Raw genomic sequence first — 18817 nt, 5'->3', positions numbered from 1 at the left:
GATGAGGTGGAGGGACGGAGGCTGAGGTCCATGGCAACACTCATCATCGAGGTCGTAGCACCGTGAGCACTCCGAGTGGATCGCCGGCGAAGACGTACGCGCTCAAGTTCATCTCCGGCAAGTACCAGGGCGGTGAGTTCCCGCTGAAGGCGGAGAAGCAGATCGTCATCGGCCGATCGAGCGAGCTGGACATGGTGCTCGTCGAGGACATGGTGTCGCGCAAGCACGCGCGCATCATGGTCAGCGGGGTCGGGCAGATCTCCATCGAGGATCTCGGCTCGACGAACGGCACGTTCGTCAACGGCGAGAAGGTGAAGCAGGCGACGCTCAAGGAGGGGGACCGCATCCTCATCGGGACCTCCATCCTCAAGCTCATCCTGCAGGGCGCCGGGGCGGGCGAGGTCGACGAGGTGGTGGCCAAGCAGCGCCTGGAGGAGGTGGCGGTACAGGCGGCGCGCACCTCGACGAAGGCCTCGTCGATGACGGGGAAGATCGAGGAGATTCCGCTGCCGGACCTGCTGCAGCTCTTCCACACGTCGAAGAAGAACGGCGTGCTGGTGGTCAGCAACGACCACGAGGGGAAGATCTACCTGCGCCAGGGCCGCGTGTACTACGCGGTCATCGACGAGAACCACAACCTGGGGCCGCAGAAGAGCTTCAACCGAATTGTCACCTGGGAGCAGGGTGACTTCGAGCTGAGGCCGGCGGATCCGCAGGAGTTCATGGTGGAGCTGGACTCGTCGACCGAGGCGCTGCTGATGGACGCGCTGAGGCAGTTGGACGAGTACAAGCGCATCCAGAAGGATCTGCCGTCGATGAGCACGCAGCTCATGCTGGCGATGCCGATGACGGCGCCGCTGCGGGAGCTGACGCCGGAGCTGCTGGACGTGTTGCAGCAGGTGCACAACTACGGCTCGTTGGGTGGGGTGTTGAACCACTCGGAGCAGGACGACGTGCAGGCGGCCGAGGCGGTGCTACAACTCATCAAGCGCGACTACGTGCGCGCCAGCTAGCCACTCCCCAACCACTCCTCCCTCTCCCCTCGGGAGAGGGTCGGGGTGAGGGTATCGAGAACCCCGGGTTCATCCCTGGTAACGAGGTCCACTGTGTCGGAAGAGCAGAAGCCGCGCCGGCTGACGGAGCTGGCGCATTGCGCGGGTTGAGCGGCGAAAATCCGCGCCGCGGATCTGGCGCAGGTCCTGCGCCAACTAAAGACTTCGAAGGATACGAGGGCGCTGGTGGGCTTCAACACCAACGATGACGCGGCCGTGTATCGAGTGGCGCCGGGAATGGCGCTGGTGAGCACGGTGGACTTCTTCCCGCCGGTGGTGGACGACCCGTACCAGTTCGGGGCCATCGCGGCGGCGAACGCGCTGTCGGACATCTATGCCATGGGGGCAAAGCCCCTGTTCGCGCTCAATCTGGTGGGCTTCCCGAAGGATCGGCCCATGGAGGAGCTGTCGCGCATTCTGGCGGGAGGCCAGGCGAAGGCGGACGAGGCGGGCATCCCCATCCTGGGTGGGCACTCGGTGCAGGATCCCGAGCCGAAGTACGGGCTGGCGGTGACGGGCCAGGTGCACCCGAAGAAGGTGCTGACGAACGCCGGGGCGAAGCCGGGGGACGTGCTGATGCTGACGAAGCCTCTGGGCTCGGGCATCGCGACCACGGCCATCAAGCGTGGGGTGGCCTCCAAGGAGCTGACGTCGCGCGTGGTGGCGCTGATGTCGGAGCTGAATAAGAAGTCGGGTGAGGTGTTCGCCTCGGGCAAGTTCAAGGTGAACGCCCTCACGGATGTGACGGGCTACGGGCTGCTGGGGCACCTGCTGGAGATGATGAAGGGGGCGAAGACGAAGGCCTTCCTGGACCTGGAGCGCATCCCCATCATCTCGGAGGTGCCGGCGCTGGCGCAGCAGGGCGTGGTGCCGGGCGGGACGAAGTCCAACCTCGCCCACGTGGGGAAGAAGGTGCGCTTTCCCAAGGGTCTGCCCGAGGACATCCAGTGGGTGCTCGCCGACGCGCAGACGAACGGCGGCCTGTTGGCCGCGGTGCCGGCGCGTGACGTGGCCAAGGCGTATCGAGCGTTGGAGCGGGCCGGAGTAGATGTAGCCCTCATCGGCGAGGTGGGCGAGGGCCGGACGGGCATCGAAGTCGTCGGATAGCGAGGGGTCCGCCACCTCCGGTAGCATCCGGTGTTGGCATGATGCTCCGTCTGACTGCTGTCCTCGGCACCCTCGTTGTCCTCAGCCTGCCGGCGTCCTCTCGTGCGGCCGAGCGCCCCGCGCGCATCGTGGTGGACCCCGGCCATGGCGGTGACCAGGGCGGGGCGACGAGCCCCACGGGTCTGCTCGAGAAGGACGTGTCGCTCCAGGTGGCCCGTCGGCTGAGGGATCATCTGGAGGAGGAACTCGGGGCGCAGGTGCTGATGACGCGGGACGAGGACCAGTTCCTGCCCCTGGGCGAGCGGGTGGAGTTCTCGAACAAACAGCGGCCGGACCTCTTCGTGTCCATCCACTGCAACGCCATGCCCACCCGGCGCACGCGCGCGCGCGTCCAGGGCATCGAGACGTACTTCCTCTCGGCCAATGCCTCCAACGCCACTGCGCGAGCGGCGGCGGACCGCGAGAACGCCGAGGCCCCAGCGGCACGGGGGGCGCGGGGTGACTCCACGCTGGCCTTCATTCTCCATGACCTGGCGAGGACCGAGGCGCACCAGGACTCCTCGCGCCTGGCATACGCCATCCACCAGAAGCTCATCGCGGCCACGGGCAGCTCGGACCGGGGGGTGCTGCAGGCGCCGTTCTACGTGCTCAACGGTGTCGAGGCCCCCGCCGTCCTCGTGGAGATTGGCTACATCTCGCATCCGGAGGAGGGGGGCCGGCTGGCTCGCGCCGAGTACCAGGAGCGGCTCGCCACCGCCATCACCGAGGGCGTGAAGGCCTTCCTGGCCGAGGTGCGCCGGCGCGATGCCCCGAAGGGCCCGAAGGTGGCGGCTCCCGCGGCGCCCTGACAGAAGCGCGCGCTCGCAACGGACAGCGGGGCACCTCGTCTGCTAGAGAGCCGGGCCCATTACCCTTTCCGAGGAGCCTTCCCATGCGGTCCTTCAACCGTGGGGCGCTGGACATGCGCCCCGTCACCCTGACCCCTGGTATCACCCGTCATGCCGAGGGCTCGACCCAGGTGGAGTTCGGTCACACGCGCGTGCTCGTCACCTGCTCGGTGGAGGAGAAGGTGCCGCCGCACCTGTTGGGCAAGGGCTCCGGCTGGGTGACGGCCGAGTACGGCATGCTGCCGCGCTCCACGCACACCCGCACTCAGCGCGAGGCGGCCAAGGGCAAGCAGACCGGTCGCACGCTCGAGATTCAGCGGCTCATCGGCCGCTCCATGCGCGCCGCGGTGGACCTGCCGGGCCTGGGCGTGCGCACCTTCACTCTGGACTGTGATGTCCTCCAGGCGGACGGCGGCACCCGCACCGCCTCCATCACGGGTGCCTACGTGGCCCTGGTGCTCGCCCTGCGCAAGCTGCACAAGGACGGGGTGATGCCCCGCATGCCGAAGCTCACCCCGCTCGCCGCCGTGTCCGTGGGCGTGGTGAAGGGCGAGGTGCGGGTGGACCTCGACTACGACGAGGACTCCTCCGCCGACGTGGACCTGAACCTGGTGGCCACCGGAGACGGCCGCATCGTCGAGGTGCAGGGCACCGCCGAGCACCAGCTCTTCGACCGCAAGACGATGGACGCCATGCTGGATGCGGGACTGGCCACCATCCGCCTGCTCACCGAGGCCCAGCAGAAGGTGCTCGGAGGGTGATGCCATGAAGCCCCGCCTGCTTTTCGCCACCTCCAACGCGGGCAAGCTGCGTGAGCTGCGCGGCCTCGTGGGGGACGCCGTGGAGGTGGTCTCCCTCAAGGACCTGCCGCCCATCCCCGAGCCCGAGGAGTCCGGCGCCACCTTCGAGGAGAACGCCGAGATCAAGGCCCGTGCCTACTCCGCGGCCACCGGGTTGCCCGCACTGGCGGACGACTCGGGGCTATGCGTGGACGCACTGGGAGGCCGGCCCGGGGTTCACTCCGCGCGCTACGCCCAAGGGGACGACAAGGCACGCTACGAGAAGCTGCTCGCCGAGCTGTCGGGCGTCCCGGACGACCAGCGCACCGCGGCCTTCGTGTGCTCGCTCTGCCTGGTGCAGCCGGGCGGGGGTCGCGCCATCGTCGAGGTGGGCCGTTGCGAGGGACGCATTGGCCACTCGCCCCGCGGCTCCCATGGCTTCGGCTACGACCCGGTCTTCATCCTGCCGGGGGGGAAGAGCATGGCGGAGCTGACGGCCGAGGAGAAGGCGGGCATCTCTCACCGGGGCGTTGCCTTCCAGAAGATGCTGCCCCACCTGAGAGCCATGGCTGGCGGACGACCTGTCGGGGGCTGAGCAGGTGTCAGGTATGTTTGCCTTGCGCGTCCGTTCCGGATGGTTCAACAATGGTTGGACCTTATCGGGGCGTAGCGCAGCCTGGTAGCGCACCTGCCTTGGGCGCAGGGGGTCGGAGGTTCAAATCCTCTCGCCCCGATATCGCAGTACCCCAGTAACGAGGAGACCTGGGTGCCAGTAGCTCAGCTGGATAGAGCATCGGCCTTCTAAGCCGAGGGTCGTGGGTTCGAGTCCCGCCTGGCGCGCCAAATCTTCAGGAGTGACAAAGGGCTTGAACCGTAACGCTTTCCACGGTAGGGAAGCCGCCACGTTTCAGCGCGGTTGTTCGTCAGTAACGGCGGCCATAGCTCAACTGGTTAGAGCGCAGGACTGTGACTCCTGAGGTTACCGGTTCGATCCCGGTTGGCCGCCCTTCTCATCCCCCGCTTTTTGCGCCTATAGCTCAACTGGATAGAGCATCGGCCTTCGAAGCCGAGGGTTGGGGGTTCAAGTCCCTCTGGGCGCGCAGCAGCACCCCCTTCCGAGGGTGCCGCCACGCCGAGGAGCTTCTCCTCCCCGAGCGACTCAGTACGGGCTCAGGCCTTGCCGTCCACCGCGGGAACGCGGCAGCGCAACTCGGCCTCGGTCTCGAGCGCCGCGAGGTTCTCGCGCATCGGCCGGGCCCACTTCGCCTTGGGCTGCTCCATCAGCTTCTCGTGAGCCAGGTCGATCGTCTCGGCCAGCTCCTCGTCGCTGAGCTCCGAGGCCATCTTGCCCTTGTGCGGACCGAAGGCCACCACCACGGACGCGCTCTTCTGCTTCGCCGGGGCCTCCAGGGCCGGTGCCGGCTCGGCGGCCGGAGCGGGCTCCTGGGAGTCCTTGGCCTTCACGTCCTTGGCCTTCATGTCCTTCGCCTGGGTGTCCTTGGCCACCACGGGCTCTCGGACCTCCTTGGCGGAGGCGGCCGCGGGACGCGCCTTCACGGACTCGCGGATTGGCTCGGGTTCACGCACGGTCTCCCTGAGCGTCTCCTGCGCCTGGACGGGCGCCGGCTCCGGAGCCGGCGCTGGGGCCGTGGGCAGAGGAGGGAAGGACGCCTTCACGGGGCCGGGACGCGCGCCCAGCACCTCGTAGCCGTGCGAGGCCGCGGGTTCGGCCTGTGGCTCGAATTCCTCGGCTGGCATCTCCTCGCGCACGTACAGGCCGCCGAAGGCCTCGGGGTACGCCTTGCGCAGCGCCGCCACGCGCGCGCACTTCTCGATCATCGTCGTGGGAATCTTGGCCCACAGCGGCGTCTGCTGGACGTAGCCCGCGAAGTCCAACCACACCACCACGGGCAGCTTTCCGTCGCGCACCACCCGAGCCCAGGCCCCCACCAGGCTGCCCTTGCGCTTGGCCGGGTTGAAGCGGTGCACCACCTCGCCCTTGCCCTGGTCCACGATGATCTCATCCTCGGCGTACACCGCACTCGCCTGGATGCCCTTGAAGTCCGGGAAGCGCTCGGCTCGCGCCAGCATCCCCGCCTCCGAGGGCTGGAACTCGTAGCGCGTCACCCAGTTGGGTTTCTCCCGGTTGCCCGCGTTCTGTCGGCGGGCCACGCAGAAGGCCTCCTTCAGCAACGGGTCCAACCCGGAGCGCTTGCACTGTTCGATGAAGAGGGCGAACTCGTCTTCCCCGATGCCCCGGGGGCAGATGGTCCGCTTGATGAGCTCCACGCGCTCGGGGCTCCACTGGCCCGACGCGGTTTCCGCCTTGTTGTGTGCTTCCATGCCGCTGCTCTGTTCTCCGCCTGCGAAAAGGGCGAACGACCTCCGTTCGCCCGCACCTCGGGGAGGATTCAACCCCGGATGGCGTGCGTTGGCATCCCGATACTGAACGGACGTCCAGGCCAGCTCGGAGGGCAGACGAGCTCAGCAGAGGGGAGAAACAGGGTTGCGAGGGGGTGCGAAAAAAAGCATTTGACGCGGACGGCGCTGCGCCGTACAAGCCGTCCCCGTCGACGCGCGGTGACGAACCGCGGCGGCGCACAAGAGTCGGGAGCGTAGCTCAATTGGTAGAGCAATGGACTCTTAATCCATAGGTTGTGGGTTCGATTCCCTCCGCTCTCAACACCGGGGCTCCTTCAGCAATGAGGGAGCCCCGGTTCCTTTTTGGGGTCCTGGATTGCTGTGCGCTGGACTCTGGTTTTCGAGGTAGAACGCACGGTCAGCGCCCGGGCGGGTGGCGAAACTGGTAGACGCGCCAGACTTAGGATCTGGTACCGCAAGGTGTGAGGGTTCGAGTCCCTCCTCGCCCATTCCGGCCATTTCGCGTTGACCGGATCGGACCTATCTCCTAAACGCGCACGTCCCACGTCTTCACTTCTTCACCCATTCGACACGCCGGGAGCGCCCGGCGCGAGCGAGGCATCCCATGAAGGTCCAGATCGAGGAGCTCTCTCCCATCGAGAAGAAGCTCTCCATCGAGGTCGAGAACTCCCGCGTGACCGAGGAGCTCACCCGCGCGTATACCGCGCTCGGCAAGCAGGTGAAGCTGCCCGGTTTCCGGCAGGGCAAGGTTCCCCGCCGCATTCTCGAGCAGCGCTACCGGGAGCAGGTGGAGGACGAGGTCATCCAGCGCGTGGTGCAGAACGCCTGGCTGGAGGCCGCCCGGGAGCACAAGGTGGAGGCCGTGGCCCCGCCCCAGGTGACCAACAACTCCGGCCTCAAGGCCGATGCCCCCTTCACCTTCGAGGCTCGCGTCGAGGTGAAGCCCAAGGTGGAGCCCAAGAACTACGAGAGCCTGCCCCTCATCCGTGCCGCCACCCAGGTGGAGGACAAGGAGGTGGACGAGCGCCTCAACCAGCTGCGCGAGAGCATGGCGCGGCTGGAGCCCGTGGAGGGCCGTGACACGGCGCAGATGGGCGACTTCGCCAGCGTGGACTACCAGTCCACCGTGGAGGGCAAGGACTTCCCGGGCAGCAAGGCGGATGACGTGACCGTGGAGCTGGCTCCCGGCGAGCTGGTCGAGTCCAACGTGGCCGCCCTCGAGGGCACCAAGGTGGGCGAGGCCAAGGAGCTGGACTACACCTTCCCCGCCGACTACCGGGTGGAGGACGTCAAGGGCAAGACGGCCCGTTTCAAGTTCACCGTGAAGGGCCTGAAGAAGAAGGTCGTCCCCGAGCTCAACGACGACTTCGCCAAGGAGACGGGCGAGGCCCAGTCGCTCGAGGAGCTGCGCGGGAAGATCCGCACGGACCTGGAGCAGGGCAAGCGCAACAAGGCCCAGGGCGAGGAGCGCGACGCGCTGTTCAAGGCCCTCATCGAGGGCAACACCTTCGACGTGCCCAAGTCCATGGTGGAGCGCACCATCGACAACATGCTGGAGAACCGGCTGCGCGCCATGGCCCGCATGGGCATGGATCCCCGCCAGCTCAACCTGGACTTCGCCCGGCTGCGCGAGGACCTGCGTGAGGAGGCCACCAAGGAGGTGAAGGGGGCGCTCCTCATCGAGGCCATTGCTCAGAAGGAGAACATCCAGACCAGCGACGCGGACGTGGAGAAGAAGCTCGAGGAGCTGGCCAAGGAGGCCAAGCAGGACATCTCCGTCGTCCGGAAGTACTTCAAGGGCGCTAACGAGCGCGAGGGGTTGAGCCTCCGACTCCGCGAAGAAAAGACGATTGAATTCCTGAAGGGTCGGGCGAAGTATTCCTAGGAGTTCTTCTTCCTTAGACCCTTCGCGAGGTTGTCATGCCCTTCATGCCCGTTCCCTACGTCATCGAGCAGACTCACCGAGGGGAGCGCTCGTACGACATCTACAGCCGGCTCCTCAAAGACCGGATCGTCATGTTGGGAACGGAGATCGACGATGACGTCGCGAACGTCATCGTCGCTCAGCTCCTGTTCCTGGAGTCCGAGGACCCCGACAAGGACATCAACCTCTACATCAACTCGCCGGGTGGCTCCGTGACGGCCGGTTTGGCCATCTACGACACCATGCAGTACGTGAAGCCGCAGGTGTCCACCATCTGCGTGGGCCAGGCGGCCTCCATGGGGGCCGTGCTCCTGCTGGCTGGGGCCAAGGGCAAGCGTTACGCCCTGCCCAGCTCGCGCATCATGATTCACCAGCCGCTGGGCGGCGTGCGCGGCCAGGCCACCGACATCGAGATTCAGGCGAAGGAAATCCTCCGCATGCGGGCCAAGCTCAACGAGCTCATCGTCAAGCACACCGGCCAGCCGATCGAGCGTGTGGAGAAGGACACGGATCGCGACTACTTCATGGGGGCGATGGAGGCCAAGACGTACGGCATCCTCGACGAGGTGCAGAACCCCCGGAAGGTGCTGACGCCGCCCTCGGGCGAGCGCAAGTAGACGCCCCCTCGCGGGGCATACGGGCCGGAGCCGCGGGGAATGCTGCACCGCGTCTCCGGCTTCTGTTTTCTGCGCCGGTGCAGGTGGGGTGTTAAGTACCCAGCAGGCGCGTGGACGCCCCGGAAGGGGGCTGACTAGATTGGCTGAAGGCAGGGGGGGCGGGCCGGTGGGAGCGCACCTCCAGGCAGTTGCAGCGAGGGCTTACATGGCGGGTAAGAACGTGGAGAAGCGAGACAACCAGTCCCTCTGCTGTTCGTTCTGCGGCAAGTCGCAGAAAGAGGTGAAGAAGCTCATCGCGGGACCGACGGTCTACATCTGCGACGAGTGCATTGGGCTGTGCAACGACATCATCGCGGAGGAGATCGACCGCGAGGAGACCAAGGACACCAAGCTGCGCATCCCGCGGCCCAGTGAGATCAAGGCCATCCTCGACGAGTACGTGGTGGGCCAGGAGCGCGCGAAGAAGACGCTCTCGGTGGCGGTGCACAACCACTACAAGCGCATCGAGTCCAAGGTGGCCATGGACGATGTGGAGCTGCAGAAGAGCAACATCCTTCTGCTCGGCCCCACCGGAAGTGGCAAGACGTTGCTCGCGCAGACGCTGGCGCGCATCCTCAACGTGCCCTTCACCATCGCGGACGCCACGTGCCTCACCGAGGCCGGCTACGTGGGTGAGGACGTCGAGAACATCATCGTCAACCTGCTCCAGGCGGCGGACCACGACATCGAGCGGGCCCAGCGCGGCATCGTCTACATCGACGAGATCGACAAGATTGCTCGCAAGTCGGAGAACCCGTCCATCACCCGCGATGTGTCGGGCGAGGGCGTGCAGCAGGCGCTCCTGAAGATCATCGAGGGCACCATCGCCAACGTGCCGCCCAAGGGTGGCCGCAAGCACCCGCAGCAGGAGTTCCTGCAGGTGGACACTACGAACATCCTGTTCATCTGCGGCGGTGCGTTCGGTGGGTTGGATCAGATCATCGAGCGGCGGCTGGGTGGCCGCAGCCTGGGCTTCGGCGCGGACATCCAGTCCAAGAAGCAGCGCAACCTCACCGAGCTGCTCAAGCACGTGGAGCCGGAGGACCTGCTGAAGTTCGGCATGATTCCGGAGTTCATCGGCCGTCTGCCCATCGTCACGGCGCTCGAGGAGCTGGACGAGCCGGCGCTGGTGAACATCCTCAGCCAGCCGAAGAACGCGCTGACGAAGCAGTACAAGAAGCTCTTCGAGCTGGACGGCATCTCGCTGAAGTTCACGGACGGGGCGCTCAAGGCGATTGCCTCCGAGGCCATCCGCCGCAAGGCGGGAGCGCGCGGTCTGCGCTCCATCCTGGAGAGCGCGATGCTGGACGTGATGTACGAGCTGCCCTCGCGGAAGACGGCGCGCGAGGTCGTCATCTCCGAGGAGGTCATCCTCAAGAAGAGCGAGCCGGTGGTGCTCCACTCCCAGGAGAACAAGGAGCCGGAGCCCAAGAAGGAGAGCGCGTAACCACCTACCCCTCTCCCTCCGGGAGAGGGACGGGGTGAGGGTATCCGGGCCTCGGGTTGAGCCCGTACCCCCATTGCGCGTCACGGACGCCCCCGCCAGTCCCGCACTTTTCGTGGGACGGACGGGGGCGTTGCCTTATCTGCTGTCCCACCCATGGAGACGAAGCGGATGAATCAACCGGCCACGCGGACCGAGGCGGTGGTGGACACCCTGCATGGGGTGGAGGTGGCGGACCCGTACCGTTGGCTCGAGGACGAGAAGTCCCCCGAGGTGCAAGCCTGGATGAAGGCCCAGGACGCCTTCACTCGGGAGCGCCTCGCCCGGTTTCCTGGCCGCGAGGCGCTGCGTCAGCGCTACACGGAGCTCTTCTACGTGGAGTCCATGTCCGCGCCGGCGATGCGCGGCGACCGGTACTTCTACGTCCGCACCCATAAGGACAAGGAGAAGGCCGTCCTCTACTGGCGCGAGGGTGAGAAGGGAGAGGAGCGGGTGCTCCTGGACCCCAACACGTGGAGCCCGGACGGCACGGTGTCGCTGGGGCTGTGGGCGCCCTCGTGGGACGGCAGGAAGCTGGCCTTCACTCGCAAGCCGAACGCGGCGGACGAGGCCATCCTCCACGTGCTGGACGTGGACACGGGGAAGTGGAGCGAGGTGGACGTCATCGAGGGGGCCAAGTACGCCTCCCCGAGCTGGACGCCGGACAACCAGTCCTTCTACTACGCGTGGCTGCCTACGGACCCCTCCATCCCCGTGGCCGAGCGGCCCGGCTACACCGAGCTGCGCCTGCACCGGCTGGGCACGGACCCGAAGACGGATGCCCAGGTGCACCCGCGCACGGGAGACCCGAAGACGTTCCTCAACGGAGGCGTCAGCCGGGACGGCAAATACCTCTTCGTCTACATCACCCGGGGCTGGAGCGAGAACGACGTCTGGTGGAAGCGGGTGGGGGAGAAGGACTTCCGCCTGCTGGTGAAGGGCGAGGGGACCCGGTACTCGGTCGACGTCTGGGAGGACTGGTTCTACGTGCTCACCGACGAGGGCGCGCCCATGGAGCGCGTCTTCAAGGTGTCTCCCGCGCGGCCCGAGCGTGCGGCGTGGAAGGAGCTCGTTCCCGAGGACCCGTCGGCCGCGCTGCAGGGCATCAACATCGTGGGCGGCCACCTGGCGCTCGCGTACCTGAAGGACGCCACCACGCGGGTGCGGCTGGTGACGCTGGAGGGCCAGCCGGTGCGCGACGTGGCGCTGCCGGGCGTAGGCGCGGCGAGCAACCTCTTCGGCCTGGAGGACCGGGACGATGCGTGGTTCGTCTTCAGCTCCTTCAGCACCCCGCCGCAGGTCTACAAGACGTCCGTTTCCAGCGGACGGGTGGAGCTGTGGGCTCGGGTGGACCTTCCCATTCAGTCGGAGCGCTACACCGTCGAACAGGCCTTCTTCCGCTCCAAGGACGGCACGCGGGTGCCCCTCTTCCTGGTGCACCGCAAGGACCTGAAGAAGAACGGGGACAACCCGGTGCTGCTCACCGGCTACGGCGGCTTCAACGTGAGCATGCTGCCGTCGTTCCGCTCCAGCATCTACCCGTGGTTGGACGCGGGGGGCGTGTACGCGGTGGCCAACCTGCGCGGGGGAGGGGAGTACGGGAAGGCCTGGCACGAGGCCGGCCGACTGAATCGCAAGCAGAACGTCTTCGATGACTTCCACGCGGCGGCCGAGTTCCTCATCCGCGAGGGCTATACCCGGCCCGAGAAGCTGGCGGTCTCTGGCGGCAGCAATGGGGGCCTGCTGGTGGGGGTCGCAATGACCCAGCGTCCGGAGCTGTACGGCGCGGTGGTGTGCCAGGTGCCCTTGTTGGACATGGTGCGTTACCACCTGTTCGGCAGTGGCAAGACGTGGATTCCAGAGTACGGCACGGCCGAGAAGCCGGAGGACTTCCGGGTGCTCCACGCCTACTCGCCCTACCACCACGTGAGAGCGGGTGTGCGCTACCCGGCCCTCCTGATGATGGCCGCGGACCACGACGATCGGGTCGACCCCCTGCACGCTCGCAAGTTCGTGGCCATGGTTCAGAACGCGGGACAGACCGCGCCCGCCCTGTTACGTATCGAGGCCAACGCAGGACACGGCGGGGCGGATCAGGTGGCCAAGGCCATCGAGTCCAGTGTGGACCTCTACAGCTACCTTTTCGAGGTGCTTGGCGTGCAGGCAGACGGAATTGCATCCGCTGCGAACGCAACTCGGGCCCGCTAAAGCACCGGCCGGACACCCGATGGCCCCCCGGGTGTTCCCTTGCTTGCAGGCCAACGTTCCCCATCTTTCACGCGGGGAACGGCCGCCGGAGGGGCCGTGTTATAGAGACCGTCTTCACTCGTCCGCACGCTGGGTGTGCGGGCGGGCAACATTCAAGGGGCTTGCACCCTCGGTGGGCAAGCAGGCAGGTGGCGAATACATGTTCTTCGGACGAGACGACAAGAGGGATGCCCAGAAGCGTGGGAGCACCGTTCCGCTCCTTCCGCTGCGGGACATCATCGTGTTTCCGCACATGGTGGTCCCGCTGTTCGTCGGCCGGGAGAAGTCCATCGCGGCGCTGAAGGACGCGATGGCCCACAAGGGCCCCGACGACAAGGCCGTCATCCTCCTGGCCGCCCAGAAGAAGGCCAAGACGAATGACCCGACGCCGGAGGACATCTTCCACTTCGGCACCATCGGCCATGTCATCCAGCTCCTCCCCCTGCCCGATGGCACGGTGAAGGTGCTCGTGGAGGGCGTCCGCCGGGCCCGCGTGAAGAAGTTCATGCCCAACGACGCCTTCTTCATGGTGGAGGTGGAGGAGGTCGAGGAGCAGAGCGAGAAGTCCGTGGAGCTCGAGGCGCTCGTGCGCAGCGTGCACTCGGTCTTCGAGGCCTTCGTCAAGCTCAACAAGCGCATTCCGCCCGAGATGCTCATGCAGGTGGCGAGCATCGATGACCCGGCGCGGCTGGCGGACACCATCGTCGCGCACCTGTCGCTCAAGCTGAACGACAAGCAGGCGCTGCTCGAGACGGAGAGCCCGGCCAAGCGGCTGGAGAAGCTCTACGAGCTGATGCAGGGTGAGATCGAGATACTGCAGGTCGAGAAGAAGATCCGCACCCGCGTCAAGAAGCAGATGGAGAAGACCCAGAAGGAGTACTACCTGAATGAGCAGATGCAGGCCATTCAGAAGGAGCTGGGTGAGCGCGACGAGTTCAAGAACGAGATCCAGGAGATCGAGGAGAAGCTCAAGAACAAGCGGATGAGCAAGGAGGCCACGCTCAAGGTCAAGAAGGAGCTGAAGAAGCTCCGGATGATGAGCCCGATGAGCGCCGAGGCCACCGTCGTTCGCAACTACATCGACTGGATCATCAGCCTGCCCTGGTACGAGGAGACCCAGGACCGTCTGGATGTCGTCGAGGCCGAGCGGGTGCTCAACGAGGACCACTACGGCCTCAAGCGCCCCAAGGAGCGCATCCTCGAGTACCTGGCCGTGCAGCAGCTGGTGAAGAAGCTCAAGGGCCCCGTGCTCTGCTTCGTGGGGCCTCCGGGCGTCGGCAAGACGTCGCTGGCGCGCTCCATCGCCCGTGCCACTGGTCGCAAGTTCGTCCGTCTGTCCCTGGGCGGCGTGCGTGACGAGGCCGAGATTCGTGGCCACCGGCGCACGTACATCGGCGCCATGCCGGGCAAGCTCATCCAGTCGCTGAAGAAGGCGGGCAGCAACAACCCCGTCTTCCTGCTCGATGAGATCGACAAGATGTCCACCGACTTCCGCGGCGACCCGAGCGCGGCGCTGCTGGAGGTGCTGGACCCCGAGCAGAACCACAACTTCAACGACCACTACCTCGACCTGGACTACGACCTGTCGAAGGTGATGTTCATCTGCACCGCGAACACGATGCACAACATCCCCGGTCCTCTGCAGGACCGCATGGAGGTCATCCGGATCGCGGGGTACACCGAGCCCGAGAAGCTCAACATCGCGCGGCGCTACCTGATCCCCAAGGAGCAGGAGGCCAACGGGCTCGCGGATATGAAGATCGACATCACCAGCGACGCGCTGCGGACCATCATCCACCGCTACACGCGCGAGTCGGGCGTGCGCTCGCTGGAGCGTGAGATCGGCGGCGTGTACCGGAAGATCGCCCGCGACATCCTGAAGAACGGCAAGCGCGACATCGTGGTCGATCGCAAGCAGGCGATGAGGTACCTGGGCACCCCGCGCTACCGCTACGGCGTGGCCGAGCGCGAGGACCAGGTGGGCATCGTCACGGGCCTGGCCTGGACGGAGATGGGCGGTGAGATCCTCACCACCGAGGCCACGGTGATGCCGGGCAAGGGCAAGCTCATCATCACGGGCAAGCTGGGCGAGGTGATGCAGGAGTCGGCCCAGGCAGCCATGTCGTACGTGCGCTCGCGCGCCGAGCGGTTCGGAATCGACCGCAAGATGTTCGAGAACTACGACATCCACGTGCACCTGCCCGAGGGCGCCATCCCGAAGGACGGTCCGTCGGCCGGTGTCACCATGTGCACCGCGCTCGTGTCAGCGCTCACCCGCATCCCGGTGCGCAGGGACGTGGCCATGACGGGTGAGATCACCCTGCGTGGCCGGGTGCTGCCCATCGGCGGCCTGAAGGAGAAGACGCTGGCCGCCCACCGCGCGGGCATCAAGACGGTCCTCATCCCGAAGGCCAACAAGAAGGACCTGAAGGACATCCCGAAGAAGATCCGCTCCCAGCTGCGCATCGTGCCCGTGGAGTTCGTGGACGACGTGCTGCGCGAGGCCCTGCTCCTGGAAAAGCCTGAGGAGTTCGGCCGCAAGGATCAGCAGAAGGTCCCGGAGGCCACTCCCTCCGCGGCGGCTTCGGCGCCGGCGTAGTGAGCTCGAGGTGATGATTCGCGGGCCCTGGGGATATCCCTGGGGCCCGTTTTCTTTTGCGCAGTAGACCCTCACCCCGACCCTCTCCCAGAGGGAGAGGGACCAACCGGGTGACACCGTGGATGTCCCCTCTCCCTCTGGGAGAGGGCTAGGGTGAGGGTGTTTCCTCGCTCGGTGGTCGCACGCCACACAGCGGGCGCGATACAACCCCGCCCCAGTGGCTTCCTTCTCCCGACTCGCCTTGATGCTCGCCTTGGTCCTCGTGGCCGCGGGCTGTGGTCGTTGCGGCTTCCAGCCCGACCCCGGCGTCAAAGTCGTCGTCCCCGCGATGCCCACCACGCTCGATTGGAGCTACTCGGACCCCACCAGCTGGGCAAACTACCCCGTCATGCTCGCCACCCAGCGCGGGCTCACCACGCTCGCGCCGGACCACTCCGTCCAGCCCGGGCTCGCCGAGCGCTGGGAACGTTCCCGCACCGCCACCGGTCAGGAGGTCTACACCTTCCACCTCCGTCAGGACGTGCGCTGGTCCGACGGCGTCACCCCCCTCACCGCGCAGGACTTCGTCACCGGCTGGCACCGCGCCCTCCAGGGCCGCGAGCGCGGGGAGATGGCTGACCTCGTTGGCGCCGACGAGGTGCTCGTCCTCCAGGAGCAGGGCGCTCCTCCTGAGCAGCTCAAGGCCGCCCTCGCCCGCACTGGTGTCGAGGCGCTCGACCCGCACACCCTCCGCGTCACCCTGGCCCGGCCTCGCAACTACTTCCTCGCGCGCCTCGCCAACGTCTACCTGTTCTTCCCCACGCCCTCCGCTGTCCTCGCCGGCAGGTCCGAGGAAGAGGTGCGCGACTACTTCGACCGGCCTCGCGACGGTCATCCCCTGGCGCTCGGCCCCTTCCGCGTGGAGAGCTGGGACCGCGCCGGTGAGCGCGTGCGGCTCGTCCACAACCCGCACTCCGCCTTCCTGCCGCCGCTCGGCCCCGGGGAGCGTCCCGCGCCTGTGCTCACCCTCATGAAGTCCGAGATCGGCCCTGCCCTCTACGCGCGCGGCCGGGTGGACTTCGTCTTCGTGGACAGCGCCGTGGCCCTTCAGGGCCGCCGACCGGACGACCTCCAGCAAGAGCCGCTCCTCTCCACCTACTTCCTCGCCTTCAACACCGAGCGCCCACCGCTCAACCGGCCCGAGGTCCGCCGCGCCATTGCTCGGGCCATTGATCGCGATGCCCTCATGAAGGGACTGCTGCCCGCCGCACGCCCCAGCCATGTCCTCCTCCCACCCGAGCTACCCGGTGCCGCCACACCCGAGGAGGCCGAGCGCCTGCCCCACTTCGCGCCCGAGCAGGCCCGCGCGGAGCTGGCTGGCGTCCCCGGGCTGGACCGGCCGCTGCGGCTCGTCTACCGGGCGGGGGATTCCTTCGTGCCCGAGGTGGCCATCGCCGAGCGTCTGGCCGCGCAGCTCGCCGCGGTGGGAGTGAAGGTGACGCTGGATGTGCGCTCGGACTTCTCCGCCGAGGTGGCCCGCCGCACCGCCGAGGGCCCTCGCGCCTACGACTTCTACCTGCGCCGCCTGGGCGCGGACTACGCGCACCCCAACACCTTCTTCACCCTCTTCGAGCGCAGCGGGCTCCACCAGACGGGCTGGGAGACCCAGAAGGGCGGCGAGCCCATGGACCGCTTCGAGAAGCTCCTCGACGAGGCGGACGCCGAGCCCGATGAGGCCCGCTCGCGCGCCCTCTACGGTCAGGCCCAGGCGGTGCTCCTCGACGAGATGGCCGTCATCGCGCCGCTCTACCACCCGGACCGCTACTTCCGGACGCGCGCCTCCCTGCACGGCGTGGACGTGGACCCCTTCAACTTCCTCTCTCTGCGCGAGCTGCGCCTGAGTGGGACTCCCGCGGAGGTGCACTGAGTCATGCCTCCCGCGCTCCTGCGTCTCGGCCGGCAGCTGGTGCTCGTCCCCATCGTCGCCATCGCGTCCTACTTCCTCATGGCCGCGCTGCCACTCACCACCGACGACGACGCCAAGCGGCAGGTGGCCCCCGAGGTGCTCGCGTCCTACCGGAGGGACCTCGGCCTGGGTCAGCCGCTCGGTTTCCTCCGTCCGTGGGAGAAGCTCTTCCGCGGCGAGCGGCTGGGCACCAGCGCCCAGGGCATCACCGGGGACGAGCTGCTGTGGAAGCTCTCCGGCAGCGTGGGCGTGGGACTGGTGGCCCTGGTGCTCGCGCTCGGATGGGCCCTGGCCTTCGCGCTGCTCCGGGCCCGCTGGCGGCGCAGCCGGCTCTCCCTCCTCGGGGACGCGCTGCCCGCCGTCGCCTTCGGGACCCCTGTCTTCATCCCCGCGCTGCTGCTCGCGCCCGCCGTGGTGGAGCGCGGACACCTGCTGCCCGAGCTGTCCGCCGCGCTCGTCATCTCCGTCTGGCCGGGCATCTTCCTCGGCACCCTGGTGGCGGACGCGCTGGACACGGAGCTGGCCCGCGACTACGTGCGCACCGCGCTCAGCAAGGGCCTGTCCCCGCGCTCCGTGTTGTGGCGCCACGTGCTGCCCAACGTGCTGCCCGCGCTGCTGGATGCCGTAGGCCCCGTGGCCACCGCGCTGCTCGCTGGCTCCTTCGCCGCCGAGCGCGTTTTCGGCCTGCCGTACTTCGGACAGCTCTACGTCCTCGCCGTGCTGCAGAAGCAGGTGGCCGTCGTGGTGGTGGCCACCACCGTCTTCGCCTCGCTGCTCGTCATCGTGGGCCTCGTGGTGGAGCTCGTGCGTCTCCTTGTCGACCCCCGTGCGAGGGAGGCCCGCACATGAGCGCGCGCCGCATCCCCACGCGAGCCTGGGTGGGCCTCGTGCTGCTGGTGGGCCTGGGCCTCGCGAGCTGGCTCGCCGGCCGTGTCTTCCCCGAGGCGCTCGCCAACACCTGCCCCCTGGGCGTGGACCCCACCCACCCGGACCGCACCGTGTGCGAGCTGGCCTTCGGGGGCCTCTGGGTCTCTCTGGCCGTGGGCCTTACCGCCGGGGCCCTGTCCACCGTGCTGGGGCTCGGCGTCGCCATGAGCGCCCGGGCGGCGGGCGGTTGGGTGGAGCACCAGGTGCTGCGCGGGGTGGATGCCGTCTTCGCGCTGCCGGACGTGCTGGTGGTGATGGTGCTCCAGCTCGCCGGCCAGTCGATGCTGGACGCGGGCCACGCGGGCGGATTGGGCCCCTTTGGGCTCATGGTGGTGTCCCTGGCCCTGGTGGGCTGGGCGGGCCCGGCGCGCATGTTCCGCAACCGCCTGGCCACGCTGGAGGGCCAGGAGTTCATCGCTGCCTCGAGGGCCCTCGGCGCTGGCCGTTGGCACCTGCTGCGCGTCCACCTCTGGCCCGCCCTTCGCCCCTTCGTGCTCGCCGTCTTCCTCAGCCGCTTGCCGACCGCCATCCTCACCGAGTCCACCGTCAGCTTCTTCGGCATCGCCCGGATGGAGCCCATGTCGCTTGGCCGCTACCTCGGCACCAGCTACGCGGCCCTCATCTACGAGGGCGGCGCCCGTGTGGTGCTGCCCGCCTGGGGGCTGCTGGTGCTGCTCGTGCTTGGCGCCTCGCTCTCCTCTCAGGCACTCGGGGCTGGGACGCGCCGCACCTGAGGGGAGCGGCGCTTCGCCCTTTCGGACGTTGCGAGTGTGGAATTCCTGGCAGTGGGGTGGACGTTGGCAACACACGAACCCCCATCGCGAGAAGG

Annotated in this window: 14 protein-coding genes and 6 tRNA genes; 19 read left to right on the top strand and 1 reads right to left on the bottom strand. The window is 67.4% G+C overall.

What is annotated here, in order from left to right:
* The first annotated feature begins 62 nt into the window (after positions 1 to 62).
* From OV287_RS39600 to OV287_RS39560, 9 genes are all read left to right on the top strand, one after another.
* Positions 63 to 1013, top strand: coding sequence for a DUF4388 domain-containing protein (locus OV287_RS39600; RefSeq protein ID WP_267539223.1), 951 nt, complete (start codon positions 63 to 65; stop codon positions 1011 to 1013).
* 93 nt (positions 1014 to 1106) lie between these two features.
* The gene (selD, locus tag OV287_RS39595) at positions 1107 to 2159 is read left to right on the top strand and encodes a selenide, water dikinase SelD (RefSeq protein WP_267539222.1); all 1053 of its coding nucleotides are present in this window, start codon (positions 1107 to 1109) and stop codon (positions 2157 to 2159) included.
* Between the two features lie 38 nt (positions 2160 to 2197).
* Entirely contained in the window at positions 2198 to 3007 is an 810-nt protein-coding gene (locus OV287_RS39590) for an N-acetylmuramoyl-L-alanine amidase family protein (protein ID WP_267539221.1), read from the top strand.
* Positions 3008 to 3090: 83 nt separating this feature from the next.
* Positions 3091 to 3807, top strand: a complete 717-nt coding sequence (gene rph / locus OV287_RS39585; protein ID WP_267539220.1) for a ribonuclease PH — start codon at positions 3091 to 3093, stop codon at positions 3805 to 3807.
* A 4-nt stretch (positions 3808 to 3811) separates the two neighbouring features.
* Positions 3812 to 4420 carry an RdgB/HAM1 family non-canonical purine NTP pyrophosphatase gene (gene rdgB / locus OV287_RS39580; protein ID WP_267539219.1) on the top strand — a complete coding sequence of 203 codons (609 nt, stop codon included), beginning with the start codon at positions 3812 to 3814 and terminating at the stop codon, positions 4418 to 4420.
* 65 nt (positions 4421 to 4485) lie between these two features.
* A tRNA-Pro gene (locus OV287_RS39575) sits at positions 4486 to 4559 on the top strand.
* Between the two features lie 32 nt (positions 4560 to 4591).
* A tRNA-Arg gene (locus OV287_RS39570) sits at positions 4592 to 4668 on the top strand.
* Positions 4669 to 4757: 89 nt separating this feature from the next.
* Positions 4758 to 4831 (top strand) — tRNA-His (locus OV287_RS39565).
* A 20-nt stretch (positions 4832 to 4851) separates the two neighbouring features.
* Positions 4852 to 4925 (top strand) — tRNA-Arg (locus OV287_RS39560).
* Positions 4926 to 4995: 70 nt separating this feature from the next.
* Here the strand turns inward: OV287_RS39560 and bet are convergent.
* Entirely contained in the window at positions 4996 to 6168 is a 1173-nt protein-coding gene (bet, locus tag OV287_RS39555) for a phage recombination protein Bet (RefSeq protein ID WP_267539218.1), read from the bottom strand.
* Between the two features lie 266 nt (positions 6169 to 6434).
* Here bet and OV287_RS39550 point away from each other — a divergent pair.
* The 10 genes from OV287_RS39550 to OV287_RS39505 all read left to right on the top strand — a co-directional run bounded on the left by OV287_RS39550 (position 6435) and on the right by OV287_RS39505 (position 18722).
* A tRNA-Lys gene (locus OV287_RS39550) sits at positions 6435 to 6507 on the top strand.
* Between the two features lie 106 nt (positions 6508 to 6613).
* A tRNA-Leu gene (locus OV287_RS39545) sits at positions 6614 to 6695 on the top strand.
* 116 nt (positions 6696 to 6811) lie between these two features.
* Entirely contained in the window at positions 6812 to 8092 is a 1281-nt protein-coding gene (gene tig, locus OV287_RS39540) for a trigger factor (protein ID WP_267539217.1), read from the top strand.
* A 35-nt stretch (positions 8093 to 8127) separates the two neighbouring features.
* Positions 8128 to 8748: an ATP-dependent Clp endopeptidase proteolytic subunit ClpP gene (clpP, locus tag OV287_RS39535; protein WP_267539216.1), complete on the top strand. Its 621-nt coding sequence runs from the start codon at positions 8128 to 8130 to the stop codon at positions 8746 to 8748.
* A gap of 205 nt (positions 8749 to 8953) precedes the next feature.
* Positions 8954 to 10234 carry an ATP-dependent Clp protease ATP-binding subunit ClpX gene (clpX, locus tag OV287_RS39530; protein WP_267539215.1) on the top strand — a complete coding sequence of 427 codons (1281 nt, stop codon included), beginning with the start codon at positions 8954 to 8956 and terminating at the stop codon, positions 10232 to 10234.
* A 168-nt stretch (positions 10235 to 10402) separates the two neighbouring features.
* On the top strand, positions 10403 to 12478 hold the full coding sequence (locus OV287_RS39525; protein ID WP_267539214.1) for a prolyl oligopeptidase family serine peptidase: 2076 nt from the start codon (positions 10403 to 10405) through the stop codon (positions 12476 to 12478).
* A 199-nt stretch (positions 12479 to 12677) separates the two neighbouring features.
* Positions 12678 to 15116 carry an endopeptidase La gene (lon, locus tag OV287_RS39520; protein ID WP_267539213.1) on the top strand — a complete coding sequence of 813 codons (2439 nt, stop codon included), beginning with the start codon at positions 12678 to 12680 and terminating at the stop codon, positions 15114 to 15116.
* A 244-nt stretch (positions 15117 to 15360) separates the two neighbouring features.
* Positions 15361 to 17022 carry a peptide ABC transporter substrate-binding protein gene (locus OV287_RS39515; RefSeq protein ID WP_267539212.1) on the top strand — a complete coding sequence of 554 codons (1662 nt, stop codon included), beginning with the start codon at positions 15361 to 15363 and terminating at the stop codon, positions 17020 to 17022.
* Between the two features lie 3 nt (positions 17023 to 17025).
* A complete protein-coding gene (locus OV287_RS39510) occupies positions 17026 to 17910 on the top strand; it encodes an ABC transporter permease subunit (protein WP_267539211.1) in 885 nt (294 codons plus the stop codon).
* On the top strand, positions 17907 to 18722 hold the full coding sequence (locus OV287_RS39505) for an ABC transporter permease (protein ID WP_267539210.1): 816 nt from the start codon (positions 17907 to 17909) through the stop codon (positions 18720 to 18722). The genes OV287_RS39510 and OV287_RS39505 overlap by 4 nt, the downstream gene beginning before the upstream one ends.
* Positions 18723 to 18817: the final 95 nt, after the last annotated feature.

This window comes from Archangium lansingense, from assembly GCF_026626635.1.
GTDB classification, from domain to species: Bacteria; Myxococcota; Myxococcia; order Myxococcales; family Myxococcaceae; genus Archangium; species Archangium lansingense.
The sequence above is the reverse complement of the archived record's forward strand: the minus strand, read 5'-3'. Positions and strand labels throughout refer to the sequence as shown.

Bases quoted from the DNA above. Each gene is read 5' to 3' on its own strand.
- OV287_RS39510 (WP_267539211.1), top strand. From the start codon at position 17,026: ATGCCTCCCGCGCTCCTGCGTCTCGGCCGGCAGCTGGTGCTCGTCCCC.
- OV287_RS39505 (WP_267539210.1), top strand. From the start codon at position 17,907: ATGAGCGCGCGCCGCATCCCCACGCGAGCCTGGGTGGGCCTCGTGCTG.
- clpP (WP_267539216.1), top strand. From the start codon at position 8,128: ATGCCCTTCATGCCCGTTCCCTACGTCATCGAGCAGACTCACCGAGGG.
- OV287_RS39525 (WP_267539214.1), top strand. From the start codon at position 10,403: ATGAATCAACCGGCCACGCGGACCGAGGCGGTGGTGGACACCCTGCAT.
- clpX (WP_267539215.1), top strand. From the start codon at position 8,954: ATGGCGGGTAAGAACGTGGAGAAGCGAGACAACCAGTCCCTCTGCTGT.
- rdgB (WP_267539219.1), top strand. From the start codon at position 3,812: ATGAAGCCCCGCCTGCTTTTCGCCACCTCCAACGCGGGCAAGCTGCGT.
- rph (WP_267539220.1), top strand. From the start codon at position 3,091: ATGCGGTCCTTCAACCGTGGGGCGCTGGACATGCGCCCCGTCACCCTG.
- OV287_RS39590 (WP_267539221.1), top strand. From the start codon at position 2,198: ATGATGCTCCGTCTGACTGCTGTCCTCGGCACCCTCGTTGTCCTCAGC.
- tig (WP_267539217.1), top strand. From the start codon at position 6,812: ATGAAGGTCCAGATCGAGGAGCTCTCTCCCATCGAGAAGAAGCTCTCC.
- OV287_RS39515 (WP_267539212.1), top strand. From the start codon at position 15,361: ATGCTCGCCTTGGTCCTCGTGGCCGCGGGCTGTGGTCGTTGCGGCTTC.
- lon (WP_267539213.1), top strand. From the start codon at position 12,678: ATGTTCTTCGGACGAGACGACAAGAGGGATGCCCAGAAGCGTGGGAGC.
- bet (WP_267539218.1), bottom strand. From the start codon at position 6,168: ATGGAAGCACACAACAAGGCGGAAACCGCGTCGGGCCAGTGGAGCCCC.